This window comes from Nitrosomonas sp. HPC101 (genome assembly GCF_009833125.1).
Taxonomy (GTDB): domain Bacteria; phylum Pseudomonadota; class Gammaproteobacteria; order Burkholderiales; family Nitrosomonadaceae; genus Nitrosomonas.
Genome location: NZ_QRCC01000005.1, coordinates 36,602 through 55,563 on the forward strand (window position 1 = coordinate 36,602; position 18,962 = coordinate 55,563).

Here is an 18,962-nt window from a genome sequence, read left to right on the forward strand (position 1 = left end):
TTGTGAGATCAGGATGGTACGAACACATCAAAACCAGCGATAGCATCTGCTGCTTTTTCCCCACAGCTGCTCAATTTGTTGATGATAAGCGGCAAGAGATCCGCTCGTCCAGAATTCTTCGCTTCCTGTGTGATCACCGATAGCGAGTAATCCTTCGGAAGAAAGCCTGCGGACAACTTCTTTTGCCACTGCTGCATCCGTTTTTATGATTGCAACGTTTTTTCCTGCTATCTCGGAGATTAATTCAGACAAATGATTGTAGTGTGTACATCCAAGTACGATAGTGTCGGCTCCTTTGTCAAGCAGCGGCGCAATATACTGCTTCAGTAAGGTGATGGTCTGGTCGCTGTTGAAACTTAATGCTTCTATTCTGGCAACCAGGTCGGGACATGGCTGAATCTCGATTTTTACATTGTTTGCAAAACGTTCTGCCAGTGTTGTGAATGAATTTGTTTGAAGTGTTCTGGGGGTTGCCAATACGCCAATGATTCCGGTATGTGTGGAAAGTGCGGCGGGCTTGATTCCTGGTTCTACACCGACAATCGGGATTGGATAGCGAGCCCTGAGTCTGGAAATGGCTGTTGTCGTTGCAGTATTGCATGCCACAACAACAGTCTTGACTCCGCGGGTAAGCAGAAACGCTGTAACGGTGCTCATTCGTTGAAATATGTAATTGTCCGATTTCTCTCCGTAAGGGGCGTGCAGTGAATCCGCAACGTATACGATATCCTCACCCGGCAGCAATTCCCTGATTTCCCGGGCAACGGATAATCCACCGATTCCGGAATCAAAAATGCCAATGGGGTTAGCGGGAGTCATAGGTTTACCATCATCCATGTGAAAACTGATCAAAATTGAAAGAATCTCATAATTTCCTGTGTAACGCTGTGTGATGTCCCTGATATTCAATCACGGTATATGTTCATCATATGTCATGTCGAATAGAGATACACTGAAGCCCGAACTTGAAAGGTCGGGTTTACAGTTTTTTCGGTGATTCAGGGTGAAAATTGCTGAAAATACTGCGGGGTGGCCAGGGACTATAATTTATGCAATGGCCCCTTGGGCAGGAGAGATGATGCAGATTCCATGATGTGCAGGATTGGCCAGGCATTGACCGGAAACAATCAATACCTGGGGATATGCATTGGTATTATTTCGCCCGGGCAAAACTGTCCTGGTGATTGAATTTGCTATCTCTGAGCGGACGTTTCCGGGTTTCACGACCAAATGGTTGCCCGAATTCGATCCCTTTGTCTCCTCGGTGGCCTTGAGGAGAGGTGCGTGTATTGGGATTATCCGACCACGAACGTCTGGTTTTGTGTGCAGCAGAAGAAGGCCTCTTTGCTGATCTGTTATCACTGCGGCTGAATCTCGGTTTTGTGCGAGGTTCCATGCCGGGTATGGATTGAAATTCAAAGTGATTGCCGGTAAATCGTTCTATCCTTTTGAGGTGAATACCATCTTTGCTGGATGCAAATGAGACAGCGGTACCGGAGGCCCCTGCCCGCCCGGTTCGTCCAATACGATGTACGTAGTCTTCTGCGAATTTTGGCAGATCAAAATTGATGACGTGAGTAATATCCGCAATATCAATGCCACGTGCGGCGACATCAGTCGCGACCAGTATCTTGAGCCGGCCCTGACGCAATCCGGTTAAGGTGCGTGTGCGTTCCCGCTGGGTCATATCGCCATGCATTGCAGCAGCTTTGTGTCCTTGAGCAGAAAGGTTGTCTGCCAGGGAATCAGCATCACGTTTCGTTGCCGTAAATATAATTGCCTGTTTAATAGTTGTGTCACGCAGCAGATGATCAAGCAACCGGTTTTTATGGGTGAGGTCATCCACATAATGCATGCGTTGCTCGATATGGTCGAGTTTTGCATGCTGAGATGCGATCTGGATACGTTTTGGTGTTTTCAGTAGCCGTGCAGCAATTTTTTCGATCGTGGTATCCAGTGTTGCCGAAAATAGTAAGGTTTGTCTGTTTGTTGGTGTTGAGGAAGCAATACGCTCGACATCCTGAATGAATCCCATGTCGAGCATGCGGTCGGCCTCATCCAACACCAGCATTTCCAGTCGAGAAAAATCTATTCGTCCCCGCTCGATGTGATCAATCAAGCGTCCTGGTGTGGCGACTAGTACATCAACAATTTGTGATAACAACTTATTTTGTAACGGATAGGGCATTCCGCCCAGAATGCTTACAACATTGACGCGCGGCAGAAATTTACCGTATTTACTGGCGGCTCCGGAAACTTGCAGAGCCAGTTCGCGTGTGGGTGTCAGAACCAGTATGCGCGGGCCGCGGCCATGAATTTTTGCCGGTGTGGCCAGACGATGCAGCGCTGGCAGCATGAACGCAGCTGTTTTTCCGGTGCCGGTCTGCGCGCTTGCCATGACATCGTGACCATCAATCAATTCAGGAATGGCTTGTTCCTGGATAGAGGTGGGAGAGGTATAGCCTGCTGCCAGTACGGCTTTTACAATTGCAGGATGTAGATTTAATTTTTCAAATGACATGTCGGTTTTCCTGATGATAAAAACTCGATGCGCAAACAGGAATGTACCGCAACAAATGAGTGCTGGTACCACTGGCGCATACATAAACACATCGCTGCTAACCAGGGGTGCTGCACAATTTCAAGTAAACAGAGAAATATGAAGAGGTCAGGAACGATGAAACTAGATAAGCCCTACCTTTGGGTAGGGCGGCAAGTATACAGTAATTCTATAAAAGAAAAATTTAAATTTTGGCCTTGGAGAAGCTGAACTGGGTTTCCTTGTAAAAATTTGAGTAGCCCGGGTAGAGATTATCGCGGTGATGGCTGAAATGAATATGGATCAGCGTTCGATAGGTTTGAAGCGGATACGTTTCGGTTTTGCGCCTTCCTCGCCCAGACGTCGCCGTTTATCGGCTTCGTACTCCTGGTAGTTGCCCGTAAAAAATGTAACCTGTGAATTGCCTTCAAAGGCCAGGATATGGGTGGCGATGCGATCCAGAAACCATCGATCGTGCGAGATGACCAGCACACAGCCGGCAAATTCCAACAAGGCATTTTCCAGCGCTCTCAATGTTTCTACATCCAGGTCATTGGAGGGTTCATCCAGCAGCAGTACGTTCCCGCCCGCTATCAGTGTTTTGGCAAGATGCAGCCGGCCCCGTTCACCACCGGAGAGCGTTCCGGTAATTTTTTGCTGATCAGGACCTTTGAAGTTAAAGCGGCCAAGATAGGCGCGCGCAGGCACTTCATATTTACCAACGATGAGCATGTCATTTCCGCCTGAGATGGCCTGGAATACAGTCTGGTCGTCGGGCAAAGCATCACGTGACTGATCTACGTGGGCGATTTTTACCGTTTCACCTATTTTGATTTCGCCCGTATCCGGCTGTTCCTTTCCCGTAATCATACGGAACAGGGTGGATTTTCCGGCGCCATTGGGGCCGATGATTCCGGTAATCGCACCAGGGGGTATCCTGAAACTAAGATCGTCAATTAGCAGATGCTCTCCAAATCCTTTGGAAACATTGGTAAATTCAATGACCTCATTTCCCAGTCTGTCTGCGACAGGAATAAAAATTTCCTGTGTTTCATTGCGTTTCTGGTATTCCTGCGAGCTGAGCTCTTCAAATCGGGCCAGGCGTGCCTTGGATTTTGCCTGTCGGCCTTTAGGATTTTTCCGCACCCATTCCAATTCCTGCTTAAGTGATTTCTGGCGGGCAGATTCTGTGCTTTCTTCTTGTTTCAGACGTGCTTCTTTTTGCTCCAGCCAGCTTGAATAGTTTCCTTTCCAGGGAATGCCGTGGCCACGATCCAGCTCCAGTATCCATTCCGCTGCGTTATCCAGAAAATACCGGTCATGCGTGACTGCCACCACTGTGCCTGGGAAACGCGCAAGGAATTGTTCAAGCCACTCTACAGACTCTGCATCCAGGTGATTGGTGGGTTCATCCAGGAGCAGCATGTCCGGTTTGGATAGAAGTAGTCTGCACAGGGCAACGCGGCGTTTTTCTCCTCCAGAAAGATTCTGGATCAGAGCTTCCCACTCTGGAAGACGCAGTGCATCAGCAGCTATTTCCATCTGCTGGGTCGGGTTATCTCCATTTTGTGCGGTCAGGACTGCTTCCAGTCGTGATTGCTCGGCTGCCAGTGCATCGAAGTCAGCGTCCGGCTCGGCATAGGCTGCATAAATAGCTTCCAGCTGCTGTTGCGCGTTGAGCACTTCTCCTAATCCTTCCTGGATTACTTCACGAACAGTCAGTTCAGGATCAAGTTGTGGCTCCTGTGGCAAATACCCAATCTTGAGATCAGGCATGGGGGTGCATTCTCCCTCAAAATCCTTGTCTACTCCGGCCATGATTTTCAATAGTGTGGATTTGCCAGAGCCGTTCAGGCCAAGCAGACCGATTTTGGCTCCTGGAAAAAAACTGAGTGAAATATCTTTGAGAATAACGCGTTTGGGAGGAACAATTTTACCAACGCGATTCATGACTAAAACGTATTGAGCCATAAATGCTTTACTAATCCTGAATTTGAATTGAACTGGGTATTCTAGAATCCGGGGAGTTTCTGCAGAGAGACGAAAAGCGGGAGAGACTGCCTATGCCAGCATTGCAGAACAATGATTTACATTGAGCTATATTAAGAGGCAAATGCACAAAAGGCAAATGTTGTGGTGAGTCGTTTGTCTGGATAGATGCAGGCTATCGGGGATGGGGTATGAAAGCTACAGTTCGCTATAAATCAGGAATTTCTCGGATTTTTATTGTTTCCGCATAAATACAGGTTGCTGAATTTCGGAAAATGACGGAGGAAGCGGAGTGATACTCAAGGTCAAGTTGTCATCGCTTAATTCAAAATCTTGTCAATGTTACGCGGGAGAAAGTAAATTCTAGAAGATATCCTGAGAAAGCGTATAAAATATGCTCATTCTTCCTGTCTTGATTGGCTTGAGTGTTGTAATGTCAGACGGCAACTCTATGTATTTGTCAATAAAACTGGATTTCATAATTCCTGAAATACTCAGGCTTACTAAGCTAAAGATATTCATTGATCGATCGATATAACCTGATTCTCTCATTATTTATTACTATAAATCTGATTTATATTCACTAGAAGTCGGCATCTTGTTTTATGAAAACAAGTAATGTTAATCATGTTTTGATTCTTTAAGTAGTGTGGGCAGGTTCAGTGTCTCTGTAACAATAAAGTCATTTTTACAGTCTTGGTACGTATTTGCCCTGTTGATAATAAGCGTTAATTAATTTTTTGGTTATAGATGTATGGTGTGTATTATGACGATCGCCATAATGAGAAATTTTGTGTAAGGGCGCTAGTCTTTTTATTGAGGGTTTCATGTGAACATTCCTATTAAAATCTGGATAACTAATCTATCAGTCATTTTTTATCTATTTGTGCTTGGTGGTTGTACGACCTATCCGTTACTTGGTACACAGGGAGGGCAGGTTCCGCATGATTATCTGATCGGGCCTGGCGATACAATCAATATAATTGTTTGGCGTAACCCTGAGATATCTATGAGTGTTCCCGTGCGTCCGGATGGGAAGATTACTACACCGCTCGTGGAGGATCTGCCCGCGAGCGGAAAAACCTCTACTGAGCTGGCACGCAATATTGAGGAAGTTCTTTCTAAATATTTACAGCAGCCAGTCGTAACTGTCATTGTGACTGACTTTGTCGGGCCATTCGGTGAGCAGGTCAGGGTGATTGGCGAGGCCTCGCAGCCACAGGCGCTGTCATATCGGGAGAATATGTCATTGATGGATGTCATGATAGCTGTGGGGGGGTTGACTGATTTTGCTGCGGGAAACAGGGCTAGGATCATTCGCCGCATTGATGGCGAGCAGCAACAGTTTCGCGTCAGGCTGGATGACTTGATCCGGGATGGGGATATTTCTGCCAACGTACCGGTGTATCAGGGCGATGTGCTGGTTATTCCTGAAAGTTATTTCTGATTAACTTGAATGCAATCGTGATAAATGACGAGGTGATCCAATATGAGTGAGCTAATTGCTCAGTTGCTGGTTTACATCAAGGGTATCTGGAAATACAGATGGATTGCAGTTATCTCCGCGTGGATTATTGCGGTTGCGGGTTGGTTTTTCGTTTATCAGATGCCGGATAATTACCAGGCTTCTGCGCGAATTTACGTTGATACTCAAAGTATTTTGCGGCCATTGATGGCGGGAATGACGGTATCCCCCAATCCGGATCAGCAGATCACCATAATGAGTCGGACGCTTATTAGTCGGCCGAATGTCGAAAGGATTGTTCGTATGGTAGATCTGGATATTCAGATCACGGATGATAGTGCCAAAGAAAAACTGGTGACATCATTGATGAGTGATATCCAGCTTAAAACAACAGGTAGAGATAATATTTTTATGATTTCGTATGACAATAAGGATCCCAGGCTGGCTAAAGATATTGTTCAGGCCTTATTGACTATTTTTGTTGAGGGCGGGCTGGAAGGAAAAAAACAGGATTCAGTTTCTGCACTGCGTTTTATTGACCAGCAGATTGCTGCATATGAAGAAAAACTGGTTGCTGCTGAGGCAGCTTTAACTGCTTTCAAACAAAAGAATCTTGGTTTTTTGCCTGGGCAGGGGGGGGATTACTATAGCCAGCTGGTTACGGCGGCCGAAGAACTGGAAAAAGCCAGGCTTGCCCTGCTTGAGGCTGAGCAAGCGCGTGATGCGGTTAAAAAGCAGATAACGGGTGATGAGCCAGTGTTGTTGTTGGAGGTGGGTGAAGTATCACCGCGTAACATTGTGAATCCGGAAATCGATTCGCGAATTCAATCCCTGAGTACTAATTTAGATAACCTTATGCTGAATTTTACCGATCAGCATCCAGATGTGGTCGCTACTAAACGTTTGATTGCTCAGCTTGAAGAGCGCAAGGTGGAAGAAGCTAAACTTATGGGTACAGGTCATAATCATGATAGAAATTATGATCCAATGATGCAGCAGTTAAATATTGCATTGACGGAATCCGAAGCGCAAGTGGCCTCCATGAAGGCACGAGTGAGCGAGTATGAAGCACGTTACGAACGACTGAAATCAATGAGTAATACTGTTCCTGCTGTAGAAGTTGAAATGCAGCAGCTCAACCGCGATTACAGTGTGAATAAGGCTAATTACGAGAAGCTGCTGGAACGCAGAGCATCTGCTGAAATTTCTGGTGAACTGACTTCTACTTCCGGACTGATGTCTTTCAGAATTATTGATCCTCCTACCGTTCCGGAGCTTCCGTCCGGACCGGATCGGAAAAAATTTCTTACAATGGTTCTGATTGGAGCCTTGGTGGGAGGAATTGGCCTCGCATTTGCTATCAGCCAGATTCGACCAATTTTTCACAGTCAGACTACCCTGCGGGAGCTGACAGGTTTGCCAATTCTGGGAACAGTGCCGATGATATGGACAGAAAAAGAAAAAATGAAAGATAAAAGGCAAATTTATGTATTTGGTATTTCCTTGCTGATGTTGATACTGTGTTATGTAGTGTTATTGATTTACTATGCAAAACCGCATGTTATACAGGTCACTTAGATTGTATATATAGATGCTGCTGACGTTATTCAGGAAAATATGCGGGTTTATACCGTTCGAAGGACGAGGGAGTGGATATGAGTCTTATTGAAAGAGCTGCTGATAAGCTTGCAAAAAAGGAAATAAGCAGTTTTGTTCCGGACGAAGTGTCGCAGCCTGTAAAAACAGGCCTTGATCCACTACTTCTTTCTGATGACACACCGTCCGATCAAAGCATTGGAGAAAAGACAAGTGCTAGCAATAGCTTTGCGGGTGACTCGGCTCATAAAGCAGGTTCCAACAAGAAAACAACAAAAAGAATTGAGATTGATCTTGAAAATTTGCATCGCAAAGGTATTGTTACTCTTGAGCATTCCAGATCCGAGGTGGCCGAGCAGTTTCGTCTGATAAAGCGTCCCCTGCTTGCCAATGCATTTAATCCGGATAGTGGTATAAAAAATGGTAATTTGATTATGGTTACCAGCTCTTTGTCCGGAGAAGGGAAGAGTTTCTGTTCGATCAACCTGGCAATGAGTATTGCGATGGAAATGGATCACAGGGTATTGTTGGTTGACGCGGATGTCGCTCGCCCTTCAATTCCAGCAAGTCTTGGTTTCAGTCCGGAGGAGCCGGGTTTACTGGATATTCTCCGTGATCCTCAGTGGAAGATACCTGATGTGATGATGAAAACCAATGTGAAAAAACTCACATTGGTTCCGGCTGGAAGGCGCCATACGCATGCCACCGAATTATTGGCGAGTCAGAATATGCATTCTATTTTAGCCGAACTTGCCCAGCGCTACCATGACAGAGTGGTTATATTTGATTCTCCCCCATTACTATTAACCAGCGAGGCACGTGTACTTGCAGGTCAAATGGGGCAGATTGTGCTCGTGGTTGAGGCCGAAAGGACAACCCAGCAAACCGTGAAGGAAGCTCTGCAGCAAATTGAAGCGTGTGATGTGGTCAATTTGATCTACAACAAGGCCAGGGCACATAGTGGTGGTGGGTATTACGGTTACGGCTATTATTAATGAGATCAACTGGTTATTCTGGAGGCGGCTTCTCGCGCTGGGTGGCGTGTTTGTGGAGCGGCTGTATTGTAGGATTAGGTGGCTCGATTTTCCAGGTCAATGCAGCAGAATGGAATATTCAGCCACGATTAACGGTTAGCGAGACTTTCACTGATAATGTAAGGATGAGGGGTGGGGGATTTGGTGGCTTTGGTGGCTTTGGTGGATTAGGTAACCTTAGTGGAAGTGAATTCATTACACAGATCAATCCTGGAATAAATATTACAGGTAAAGGGCGTCGCTTTCAGGCAAATCTTGGCTACACAATGAACAACCTTATCTATGCAAGAAATGAGCGGTTTCTTATACGGCATCAGTTGAATACCAAGGGTACTGCAGAGATAGTCAAGGATCATTTTTTTGTAGATGGTCGTGCTGTGGTTACCCAGCAAAATGTTTCCTTATTTGGTCCGCAAGCATTGGATAACACTAGTTTGACAGGTAATCGGAGGGATGTGCGCATTTGGAGTGTCAGCCCCTATGTGCGTCAGCGCTTTAAGAATATTGCTGCAGGTGAAGTTCGCTATATCCATGGTGAAGTGAGTTCCAATACGCGTCGCTTTGCAAATAATACCTCTGATGCGGCTATTTTCTCGCTGAACAGCGGCTCAGCTTTCAGAACACTTGGCTGGGGAATGGATGTTAGTCATACAGAGATTAACAGAAAGTATTCCGGGCCCAGGCTTGGAACCTTGAGAACGATAGAGATGGATCGAGTATCAGGCTCCCTTAAATATGTTGTAACATCACAGTTTAATCTGATCGGTACGGGTGGCTATGAGCATAACAGCTTTATTTCAATAAGAGGGCGAAGATCCAGCCCTTTCTGGACGGTCGGGTTTTCCTGGACACCTACTAAAAGGACCAATGTCAGTGTGTCAGGTGGGAGAAGATTTTTTGGAAATACTTATGCAGCGTCGGCTAATCACCGTACTCGCAGTACGGCGTGGAACTTAAGCTATATTGAAGATATTACTACTTTTGGCCAACAATCTTTTTCTGGTGGGGCGATTCTGAGTGCAGGCATGTTGAGCCAGCTCTTTTCAGGCGTTCAGAATAGTGAGGCGTTATTGAATCAAGGGCTTCCTTCTTCATTTTCTGACCCGAATAACTTTCTGACCAACCGTTTGTTTTTACTTAAGCGTTTGCAGGCGTCCCTGGTTTTGAATGGCAAAAAAAACTCATTGGTATTCCGTGCTTTTAACTATTCCAGAAAATCGTTTAGTCCAGATGAAGAAGATGCTGATTTGATTGGTATCGAGAATGCGAGATTGACTCGAAATACTACCCAGACTGGAGGGAATGTATTATGGAATCACCGATTGTCTCCCAGAAGCAATGCCAATATCAATTTTGGATATATCAGGAATCGCTATAGTGTAACCAACCGGGAAGATGATCTTATGATTATATCAGCTGGTTTGAATAAGCAGCTTTCTTCCAATACGACCGGGTCAATTATGTATTCTCACCTGCGCCGTGAATCTGATCGCAATAACAGTGATTACAATGCCAACGTAGTGACAGCAACAGTGAATATGAATTTTTAGAAAGTTGACGCTTTATGTATTTAGCCTACTATGGTTTTATCGAGAAACCGTTCCAGTTAAAGCCTGATCCGAGTTTTTTTTTCGCCAGTCGAGGTCATAAACGTGCTGCGGCTTATCTTGAGTATGGTCTTTCACAGGAAGATGGTTTCATCATCATTACGGGTGATGTAGGCGCGGGAAAAACAACACTGATGCGCCACTTGTTCCAGAAATTGAAGCGGGAACGGATTGTGGCTGCACAACTGGTGAGTACGCGGTTAGATCCGGATGATGCATTGAGAATGGTGGCTGCTACTTTTGGTCTTGCTTACGAAGGTCTATCCAAGGCCTCGCTGCTGCTTGAGCTTGAGCGATTCATGCGCAAGTGTGACCAGGAAGGTACACGAGCACTACTGGTGATTGATGAAGCGCAAAACCTCCTCCCGCAGACACTTGAAGAATTACGAATGTTATCGAACTTTCAGTCGGATAACAGACCTTTGTTACAAACTTTTTTACTTGGTCAGCCAGAGTTCAGGAGGACATTGCTCGGCAGTCAAATGCAGCAACTGCGCCAGAGAGTCATTGCTACCTATCATCTGGGACCGCTGGATCAGGCGGAAACCCGTGCCTATATTGAACATCGCCTTCAGAAAGCTGGCTGGAATGGAAATCCGGTATTGCAGGATGAAATTTTTGAAGTGATACATGATTTTTCTGCTGGAATCCCTCGTAAAATAAATCTGTTGTGCGATAGATTGCTGATCATGGGATGTCTGGAGGAATTGCAGATATTGGGTAAAACTGAAGTCAATGAAGTAATGTTCGATATTCAGAAAGAATTTGATCTGGTGGTTTCTCCTGAATGAATCCTGTGATCTGCAATGCGTTGACCATCGATGTGGAAGACTACTTTCAGGTGTCGGCCTTTGCCCGGTACATTCCACGTTCATCATGGGATGATTTTCCGTGCAGGGTCGAACGTAATATTGATCGGATTCTCATGTTGCTGGACGAGCATGAAATCAAGGCGACTTTTTTCACATTGGGTTGGATAGCAGAACGTTATCCGGGCATGGTGAAAAGAATTGTCGAAAATGGCCATGAACTGGCCAGTCACGGCCATGCTCATCATCGTGTCACTGAACTGAGCCGTGAGCAGTTTTATGATGACATTACCCATAGTAAATCCTTGCTGGAAGATATTGGTGGACAACCCGTGCAGGGATACCGTGCCCCAAGTTTCTCTATCAACGGAGAGAACCTTTGGGCGCTGGAATGTCTTGAGGAAGCCGGCTATCGATACAGTTCAAGTGTTTATCCGGTCAAACATGATCATTACGGTATGCCGGATGCTTCTCGTTTTGTATTTAATCCTGAGAACACTCGAGGGTTGCTTGAAGTTCCGGTGACTACTGTACACCTGTTCGGGCGTAATTTTCCGGCAGGCGGTGGCGGCTACTTTCGCCTCTGGCCTTACGTTGTCTCACGCTGGTTTCTGCAGAGAGTGAATACAATTGATCGGCAGCCCGCTGTTTTTTATTTTCATCCTTGGGAAATTGATCCTGATCAACCTCGGCAAACGGGGATTAATCTTAAAACGAGATTTCGTCATTATCTCAATTTGAGTCGTATGGAAAAACGGTTGAATATTCTGGCCCGGCATTTTAAATGGGGCCGCATGGATCAAATCTTCCTGCGGCGGATAGTGTGAAGCCAGACGATACAACTGTACAGAGTACGGAAAGTCTGTTCCCTGGTGAATTGCCAGGAATTTCTGTTTTATCCCCGGATAAATCTCAAGCTTGGGATGCGTTTGTTATGTCTTGTCCTGACGCGACCTTTTTTCACCGTGCCGGATGGAAGCAGGTCATAGAACAAGCTTTCGGGCATAAAACCTGGTTTTTATACATAGAAGAGGATGGCTGTATTCAAGGTGTACTTCCCCTCGCAGAAATCAACAGTTTATTATTTGGACACAGTCTGAATGCACTGCCATTTTGTGTATATGGTGGTGTTGCTGCACTATCGGATAGCGTACGGATCAGGCTGGATCAGGCTGCACAGGTATTGGCAACACACTTAAAGGTTGATTATCTGGAATATCGTCATCTTCACCCTTTTCACCATGACTGGCCCACCAAGGATTTGTATGTTACCTTTCGCAAAACCATGGATCCGGACATGGAGCAAAATATGCAGGCAATCCCCCGCAAGCAGCGTGCCATGGTGCGTAAAGGGATAAAGTATGAGCTGCAGAGCCACTTGGATCAGGGGGTCGAGCGTTTTTTTCGAGCCTATTCGGCCAGTGTGCATCGTCTGGGTACCCCGGTTTTCCCCCGCAAATATTTCCAGTTACTTAAAACTGTTTTTGCAGAAGATTGTGAGTTGCTCATCATTACTAAAGATGAAAATGTAGTTTGCGCAGTCATGAGCTTCTATTTCCGGAATGAAGTATTACCCTATTATGGTGGAGGAACGGACGCAGCCCGAGATCTGGCAGGGAACGATTTCATGTATTGGGAGCTGATGCGGCGTGCCTGTGAACGAGGTTATCAGGTTTTTGATTTCGGGCGCAGCAAGCGAGGGACCGGGTCTTACAGTTTTAAAAAGAACTGGGGGTTTGAGCCGCAGCCATTGTTTTATGAATATCAGCTTCATCGAGCCAAAACGATTCCTGAACATAATCCGCTTAATCCGAAGTATCAGCTTTTTATCAAGGCATGGCAAAAGCTACCATTAGCACTTGCAAACCTGATTGGTCCTCATATTGTCAAGAATCTTGGTTGAAAATGAATGCAAAAGCTGCTTTATTTGACACATAGAATCCCTTATCCGCCGAATAAGGGAGACAAGATACGTTCCTTCCATCTTTTGCAATATCTGAGCAAGCGTTATCGCGTGTACTTGGGAACGTTCATCGATAATGAGGAAGACTGGCAGTATGAGAATGAAATCAGAAAATACTGTCAGGATGTATGTGTTGTCAGGCTAGATCCGCTGTCGGCTAAAATAAAAAGCCTGCTTGCATTGTTTGGCAACGATCCTCTGACGCTGACTTATTATCGCAATACGAAGCTGATGCAATGGGTTAAGGCTGTATCACATACTGGATCCATACAGGAGGCTGTGATTTTTTCTTCTGCCATGGCGCAATACGTTGAACATTTATCTGACTGTCGCCGCATCATCGACTTTGTTGATGTGGATTCGGATAAGTGGCGACAGTATGCTTTATCAAAATCCTGGCCATTCAACTGGGTTTACCACAGGGAATCACGGCGTTTGTTGGATTATGAAAAGAAAGTAGCAGAGGAATTCAGCTATTCGACTTTCGTTTCGAAAAAAGAGGCCGAGTTATTCCAGCAGCTTGCGCCAGATGCTGCAAGCAAGACGACATTCTTTAATAATGGTGTCGATACCGATTTTTTTTCTCCGACGCGTGATTATCCTGATCCTTATCCAGCCGGAAAAAAAATACTGGTTTTTACCGGTGCCATGGATTATTGGGCGAATGTTGATGCGGTAAACTGGTTTGCGAATTCAGTGTTTCCTGCCATTCACACAAAATTGCCAGATGTTGATTTTTATATTGTGGGTGCCAAGCCAGTCAGACAAGTACAGGTGCTGGCAAACCAGCCTGGTATTCATGTAACTGGCGCCGTAGAAGATATTCGCCCGTATCTCGTGCATGCAGCAGTGGCAGTTGCTCCTTTGCGGATTGCGCGGGGTATCCAGAACAAGGTGTTGGAGGCAATGGCTATGCAAAAGCCTGTTGTTGTTTCCGTACAGGCGATGGAGGGTATTCATGCCGTATCAGGAGAGGAGCTGCTGGTGGCCGAGAATGCCATGAGCTTTGCTGACCAGATTCTTTTTCTTCTTAACTCTAGTGAACAAGCAACGATCGGGCGGGCCGCTCGTGATCGGGTTTTGCGAGATTACACCTGGTCAGCTAATTTGTCACGGATTGATCCACTTTTACAATCCCCTATTCCGGCGAAGGTTTAGAAAGAACAAGCCATTCATATCTATCAATTAAACGATAACAATGAATTATTCTGACTGATAGCGCTGATATGGATACACAGATTCAGTTACAAAGTGCCACCTCTGGTGGCGACACTGTGAGCAGACGACGAGCGGTGATATGGATCACATTATTAGTGATTGTTCTCATCCTTGGTGTTTACCATGAGACTATTGGATCAATTGTGGCCATCTGGGATCGATCTGATACTTATGCGCATGGTTATCTGATCCTTCCGTTCAGCCTTTATATGATCTGGAAGAAGCGGGCAATATTGGCTACAGTTGAATACCATCCTAATTACATACCGTTGCTGGTATTGATCGGGTTAGGGCTGGGCTGGTTACTGGCTTCTCTGGCCAATGTCGTGGTGGTGGAGCAATATACACTGGTGGCGATGATACCGGTGATCGTATGGGCTATGCTTGGTTATCAGGCTTTTAGTACCATTCTTTTCCCGCTGGCGTATCTTCTGTTTGCCGTGCCGTTTGGTGAAGCATTTATTCCACAACTAATTGACTTTACTGCCGATTTTACTGTCAATGCGCTACAGATAACGGGTGTCCCGGTGTATCGTGAGGGGAATTTTTTCAGTATTCCCAGCGGTAACTGGTCGGTAGTGGAGGCATGTAGTGGCGTACGCTACTTGATTGCTTCTGTGACATTGGGAACACTTTACGCCTATCTGACTTATTACAGTATCAGCCGACGACTGATATTTATCGCATTCTCGATCGTGGTGCCGATCGTTGCTAACGGGGTGCGCGCGTATTTAATCGTCATGACCGGCCATCTGAGCGACATGACGTTGGCTGTGGGCGTAGATCACCTGGTTTATGGCTGGATTTTCTTTGGCCTGGTCATGTTGCTGCTATTTTGGGTTGGCTCATTCTGGAGAGAGGATCATCCGGATGAAGCCGTGCCGGTTACGGGCTTTTCTTCAACTGATCTGAAGCTTCCTTCTGCTCCTGTTAAATCCACGCTGGGTATGGCAGGACTGGTTATAGTGGTTGCCACGATCTGGCCGTTCTACATGAATCACCTGAACAGCGGGTCTGATCTGTTCCCGATACCTGAAATCAGCATCTCTGATCCTTCCGGGAAATGGAGTATGGATCCAGTTCCACTGACTGACTGGATGCCTGGATATACAGGCTCTCCCAGGCAATTCATCGGTCACTTTCATCGTGAAAATCAGCACGTTGGTCTTTATATAACGTATTACCGGAATCAGAATCAGAATAACAAGCTGATTAGTTCCAGTAATGTTCTGGTAACTGATAGAAGTAGTGGGTGGCGAAATGTGGATGGAAGCAGGCGGGATATTTCTGTGGGCAGTACACCCTTTACTGTACATCAGAATCAGTTGCATGCTTCGGTAGAGCGCTTGCTGATCTGGAGATGGTTCTGGCTGGCCGGCCATGAAACAGCCGATCCTTACGTTGCCAAGATGATCCAGGCTCTGAACCTGGTTCAGGGTAATGGGGATGATGGCGCTGAGATCATCATCACGGCGGGCTACGCACATGACCCGGAAGAAGCCGCAGCAGTGTTGCGTGAGTTTATCACTGATATGAAGCCAGTGATTACCGGTAAACTGCAGACTGTTCATGGTATGCAGACTGACTAAAATAGAAATTAGAGTGATGTCCCGTCCTCCGCTGATTGCGCATGTGATTTTTCATCTGGGAGTGGGTGGTCTCGAGAATGGTCTGGTGAATCTGATCAACCATATTCCCGAAAATCGCTACCGGCATGCCATTATCTGTCTCAAAGGATTTTCGGTGTTTCACAAACGGCTTAATCGGGATAATGTCGAGATCATTGCGCTGAACAAACGTGAGGGAAATGATTTCAGTGTTTACGGTAAACTTTACAAAGTATTCAGGCAACTCAAGCCGGATATCGTGCACACGCGCAATCTTGCGGCCATGGAAGCACAGATGGTTGCTGCTGCGGCAGGTGTGAAGGCACGGGTGCATGGGGAGCACGGTCGGGATATTTTTGATCTCGATGGTAAAAACTGGAAATACAATCTGTTGCGCAAGGCAATGCGTCCGTTTATCCATCATTTCATTACTGTCAGTAAAGATCTGGAAAACTGGTTGATTGCTACAGTGAAGGTATCTCCAGAAAAAATACAGCAGATTTATAACGGCGTGGAGCATCTGCGTTTCCATCCTGACGGTATTGCTCCCATTGGGATATTTCCCTCTGGTTTTTTTGATGACAGGCCGTTTGTTGTGGGGAGTGTCGGCCGGATGGCAGCAGTCAAGGATTTCCCGACACTGGTACAGGCTTTTTTATTGTTGAATGAAAAATTATCCGCAGCAGGCAGACCACTACGACTTGTGATCGTGGGAGAGGGTGTTTCGAAACTACAATGTGAAGCCATGCTGCGCTCAGCTGGAGCTGAACAGCTTGCCTGGCTCCCAGGAGAACGTGATGATATTCCTCAATTGATGCAGGCAATGGATTTGTTCGTATTGCCTTCTCTGGCGGAAGGCATTTCCAATACTATATTGGAAGCCATGGCGAGCGGCCTGCCAGTAATTGCAACCCGGGCAGGCGGTAACATTGAACTGGTTCTGGAAGGGAAAACCGGCTATCTGGTACCTTCGGGAGATCCGGTTGCGCTGGCGTGTGCGATAAGTCGATATCATCAGGATAATGCTGTGGCATACAGCCACGGACGACATGCGAGAGCAGTTATCGAGAAATGCTTCAGCATGCATGCAATGACAAATGGTTATCTTGCGGTTTATGACCATGTGTTGGGCCGTAACGCTGCCCGCAATTAAAGGCTGAGAAGATCAACTGACCGGATAGAAATATGTGTGGCATAGCAGGTGTATTTGATACGCGCGGCGGAAGTGAGATTAATCGTAATCTGCTTCATTGTATGAATGAGACACTGACACATCGTGGCCCGGATGAAGGGGAAATATATATTGAGCCTGGTATAGGGCTGGGCCATCGCCGCCTGTCGATCATGGATGTATCCAGTGGTCAGCAACCTTTGTTTAATGAAGATGGCAGCGTAGTCGTTGTATTCAATGGTGAAATCTATAATTTCCGGAAACTGGTCAAAGAGCTGACAGCGCTGGGTCACCAATTTCGCACCCACTGCGATACAGAAGTGATCGTGCACGCTTGGGAAGAATGGGGTGAGCGTTGTGTCGAGCACTTCAGCGGCATGTTTGCCTTTGGTGTGTGGGATCGCAACCGGCAAACATTGTTTATGGCACGTGACCGGCTGGGGATCAAGCCGTTCTACTACACGTTGCTGGATAACGGGCTGTTTCTGTTTGCTTCAGAACTCAAGGCACTGCTGGTTCATCCAGATTTTGATAAAACACTGGATCATCAGGCGGTAGAGGATTATTTTGCCTACGGCTATGTTCCCGAGCCCAAAACCATTTTCAAGCATGCTTTCAAACTGAATCCGGGCTTCATATTGTTAATGCAGCGCGGGCAACAGGTTGTACAGCCGCGTGAATACTGGGATATACCATTCAAACCGCACGATCCTTTGAGCGATCAGGAAGCGGCAGAAGAGCTGGCTGTTAGGCTACGTAATGCAGTAGATAGCCATCTGATGAGCGAGGTGCCGCTGGGTGCTTTTCTCTCCGGCGGGGTAGATTCCAGTGCGGTCGTCGCAATGATGGCGGGGCTGATGAAAGAACCGGTCAATACTTGCTCGATCGCTTTTGCTGATCCTGCTTTTGATGAGTCAGATTATGCCCAGCTGGTTGCTGATCGCTACCAGACTCGACATTTTGTCGAACAGGTGAAGCAGGATGATTTCGATCTCATAGATTGCCTTGCTGCATTGTATGACGAGCCATTTGCCGACAGCTCCGCCATTCCGACTTATCGTGTATGTGAGCTGGCCAGGAAGCGAGTGACGGTAGCGCTTTCCGGAGATGGAGGGGATGAGAATTTTGCTGGCTACCGCCGCTATCGCTGGCACATGATTGAAGAGCGATTACGCTCGAAGTTACCATTGGAGTTGCGGAAACCTCTGTTTGGTTTGCTGGGTCATATTTATCCCAAGGCTGACTGGGCGCCAAAATTCCTGCGTGCCAAAACCACATTTGAGGCGCTTGCCCGTGATTCTGTGGAAGGTTATTTCCATGGCGTATCCATTCTGGATAACAAATTGCGCATGCAGTTGTTTACCCGAGATTTTCGCCAAAGCTTGCAGGGCTATCATGCAATTGAAGTATTGCGTGATTATGCCAATAAAAGTCCAACCAAAGATGCGTTGTCACTGGTCCAGTATCTGGATATGAAAACCTATCTTGTGGGCGATATTCTGACCAAGGTGGATCGCGCCAGTATGGCTCATTCGCTGGAAGTGCGGGTTCCATTGCTGGATCATGAACTGGTCGAATGGATTTCGGGGCTGCCGGCTTCCATGAAATTACGCCAGCAGGAAGGGAAGTATATTCTCAAGAAATCACTTGAACCCTATTTGCCGCATGATGTGCTCTATCGTCGCAAAATGGGTTTTGCGGTACCCTTGGCAAGCTGGTTTCGTGGCCCCTTGCGTGAGCGTGTCCGTACAGCATTACTTGGTAATACGCTGGCAGATACAGGAATTTTCGATATGGGGTTCATCAAAAAAATGCTGGATCAGCATCAATCCGGCAGAAGGGATTACAGTGCGTCTATCTGGACATTGCTGATGTTTGAGGCCTTCTTGCGAAATACCCTTAAAACGGGAAATAGGTTATACCCCGGACAGGATCAAAAGGTTGCCTGATATCGATTTTATGAA

At 46.4% G+C, this 18,962-nt stretch carries 14 protein-coding genes; 11 read left to right on the forward strand and 3 right to left on the reverse strand.

Annotated features, from left to right (window positions below; genetic code table 11):
• Window positions 1-27: 27 nt before the first annotated feature.
• The 3 genes from murI to ettA form a co-directional block, all read right to left on the reverse strand.
• Window positions 28-819, reverse strand: coding sequence for a glutamate racemase (gene murI, locus ABO04_RS04355; protein WP_160809470.1), 792 nt, complete (start codon window positions 817-819; stop codon window positions 28-30).
• Window positions 820-1,153: 334 nt separating this feature from the next.
• Window positions 1,154-2,521, reverse strand: coding sequence for a DEAD/DEAH box helicase (locus ABO04_RS04360; protein ID WP_160809471.1), 1,368 nt, complete (start codon window positions 2,519-2,521; stop codon window positions 1,154-1,156).
• Window positions 2,522-2,842: 321 nt separating this feature from the next.
• Entirely contained in the window at window positions 2,843-4,510 is a 1,668-nt protein-coding gene (gene ettA / locus ABO04_RS04365) for an energy-dependent translational throttle protein EttA (protein WP_160809472.1), read from the reverse strand.
• Between the two features lie 847 nt (window positions 4,511-5,357).
• Here ettA and ABO04_RS04370 point away from each other — a divergent pair.
• The 11 genes from ABO04_RS04370 to ABO04_RS04420 all read left to right on the forward strand — a co-directional run bounded on the left by ABO04_RS04370 (window position 5,358) and on the right by ABO04_RS04420 (window position 18,947).
• Window positions 5,358-5,975 (forward strand): XrtA/PEP-CTERM system exopolysaccharide export protein, encoded by a 618-nt coding sequence (locus tag ABO04_RS04370; protein WP_160809473.1) that lies wholly within the window; start codon window positions 5,358-5,360, stop codon window positions 5,973-5,975.
• A gap of 42 nt (window positions 5,976-6,017) precedes the next feature.
• Entirely contained in the window at window positions 6,018-7,571 is a 1,554-nt protein-coding gene (locus tag ABO04_RS04375) for an XrtA system polysaccharide chain length determinant (RefSeq protein WP_160809474.1), read from the forward strand.
• Window positions 7,572-7,648: 77 nt separating this feature from the next.
• Window positions 7,649-8,584, forward strand: a complete 936-nt coding sequence (locus ABO04_RS04380) for an XrtA-associated tyrosine autokinase (RefSeq protein ID WP_160809475.1) — start codon at window positions 7,649-7,651, stop codon at window positions 8,582-8,584.
• Window positions 8,584-10,173 (forward strand): TIGR03016 family PEP-CTERM system-associated outer membrane protein, encoded by a 1,590-nt coding sequence (locus ABO04_RS04385; protein WP_160809476.1) that lies wholly within the window; start codon window positions 8,584-8,586, stop codon window positions 10,171-10,173. The genes ABO04_RS04380 and ABO04_RS04385 overlap by 1 nt, the downstream gene beginning before the upstream one ends.
• A 14-nt stretch (window positions 10,174-10,187) precedes the next feature.
• Window positions 10,188-11,021 carry an XrtA/PEP-CTERM system-associated ATPase gene (locus ABO04_RS04390; RefSeq protein WP_160809477.1) on the forward strand — a complete coding sequence of 278 codons (834 nt, stop codon included), beginning with the start codon at window positions 10,188-10,190 and terminating at the stop codon, window positions 11,019-11,021.
• Window positions 11,018-11,866, forward strand: coding sequence for an XrtA system polysaccharide deacetylase (locus tag ABO04_RS04395; RefSeq protein WP_160809478.1), 849 nt, complete (start codon window positions 11,018-11,020; stop codon window positions 11,864-11,866). Before ABO04_RS04390 ends, ABO04_RS04395 begins: the two co-directional genes overlap by 4 nt.
• Entirely contained in the window at window positions 11,863-12,942 is a 1,080-nt protein-coding gene (locus ABO04_RS04400) for a FemAB family XrtA/PEP-CTERM system-associated protein (protein WP_160809479.1), read from the forward strand. The genes ABO04_RS04395 and ABO04_RS04400 overlap by 4 nt, the downstream gene beginning before the upstream one ends.
• A gap of 6 nt (window positions 12,943-12,948) precedes the next feature.
• The gene (locus ABO04_RS04405; protein ID WP_160809480.1) at window positions 12,949-14,160 is read left to right on the forward strand and encodes a TIGR03087 family PEP-CTERM/XrtA system glycosyltransferase; all 1,212 of its coding nucleotides are present in this window, start codon (window positions 12,949-12,951) and stop codon (window positions 14,158-14,160) included.
• A gap of 68 nt (window positions 14,161-14,228) precedes the next feature.
• The gene (xrtA, locus tag ABO04_RS04410) at window positions 14,229-15,809 is read left to right on the forward strand and encodes an exosortase A (RefSeq protein WP_160809481.1); all 1,581 of its coding nucleotides are present in this window, start codon (window positions 14,229-14,231) and stop codon (window positions 15,807-15,809) included.
• Window positions 15,810-15,825: 16 nt separating this feature from the next.
• Entirely contained in the window at window positions 15,826-16,980 is a 1,155-nt protein-coding gene (locus ABO04_RS04415) for a TIGR03088 family PEP-CTERM/XrtA system glycosyltransferase (protein WP_160809482.1), read from the forward strand.
• Between the two features lie 32 nt (window positions 16,981-17,012).
• On the forward strand, window positions 17,013-18,947 hold the full coding sequence (locus ABO04_RS04420; RefSeq protein ID WP_160809483.1) for an XrtA/PEP-CTERM system amidotransferase: 1,935 nt from the start codon (window positions 17,013-17,015) through the stop codon (window positions 18,945-18,947).
• Window positions 18,948-18,962 lie beyond the last annotated feature (15 nt).

Coding starts and splice junctions, on each gene's coding strand:
- murI (WP_160809470.1), bottom strand. CDS start 819: ATGACTCCCGCTAACCCCATTGGCATTTTTGATTCCGGAATCGGTGGA.
- ABO04_RS04360 (WP_160809471.1), bottom strand. CDS start 2,521: ATGTCATTTGAAAAATTAAATCTACATCCTGCAATTGTAAAAGCCGTA.
- ettA (WP_160809472.1), bottom strand. CDS start 4,510: ATGGCTCAATACGTTTTAGTCATGAATCGCGTTGGTAAAATTGTTCCT.
- ABO04_RS04375 (WP_160809474.1), top strand. CDS start 6,018: ATGAGTGAGCTAATTGCTCAGTTGCTGGTTTACATCAAGGGTATCTGG.
- ABO04_RS04380 (WP_160809475.1), top strand. CDS start 7,649: ATGAGTCTTATTGAAAGAGCTGCTGATAAGCTTGCAAAAAAGGAAATA.
- ABO04_RS04385 (WP_160809476.1), top strand. CDS start 8,584: ATGAGATCAACTGGTTATTCTGGAGGCGGCTTCTCGCGCTGGGTGGCG.
- ABO04_RS04390 (WP_160809477.1), top strand. CDS start 10,188: ATGTATTTAGCCTACTATGGTTTTATCGAGAAACCGTTCCAGTTAAAG.
- ABO04_RS04395 (WP_160809478.1), top strand. CDS start 11,018: ATGAATCCTGTGATCTGCAATGCGTTGACCATCGATGTGGAAGACTAC.
- ABO04_RS04405 (WP_160809480.1), top strand. CDS start 12,949: ATGCAAAAGCTGCTTTATTTGACACATAGAATCCCTTATCCGCCGAAT.
- xrtA (WP_160809481.1), top strand. CDS start 14,229: ATGGATACACAGATTCAGTTACAAAGTGCCACCTCTGGTGGCGACACT.
- ABO04_RS04415 (WP_160809482.1), top strand. CDS start 15,826: ATGTCCCGTCCTCCGCTGATTGCGCATGTGATTTTTCATCTGGGAGTG.
- ABO04_RS04420 (WP_160809483.1), top strand. CDS start 17,013: ATGTGTGGCATAGCAGGTGTATTTGATACGCGCGGCGGAAGTGAGATT.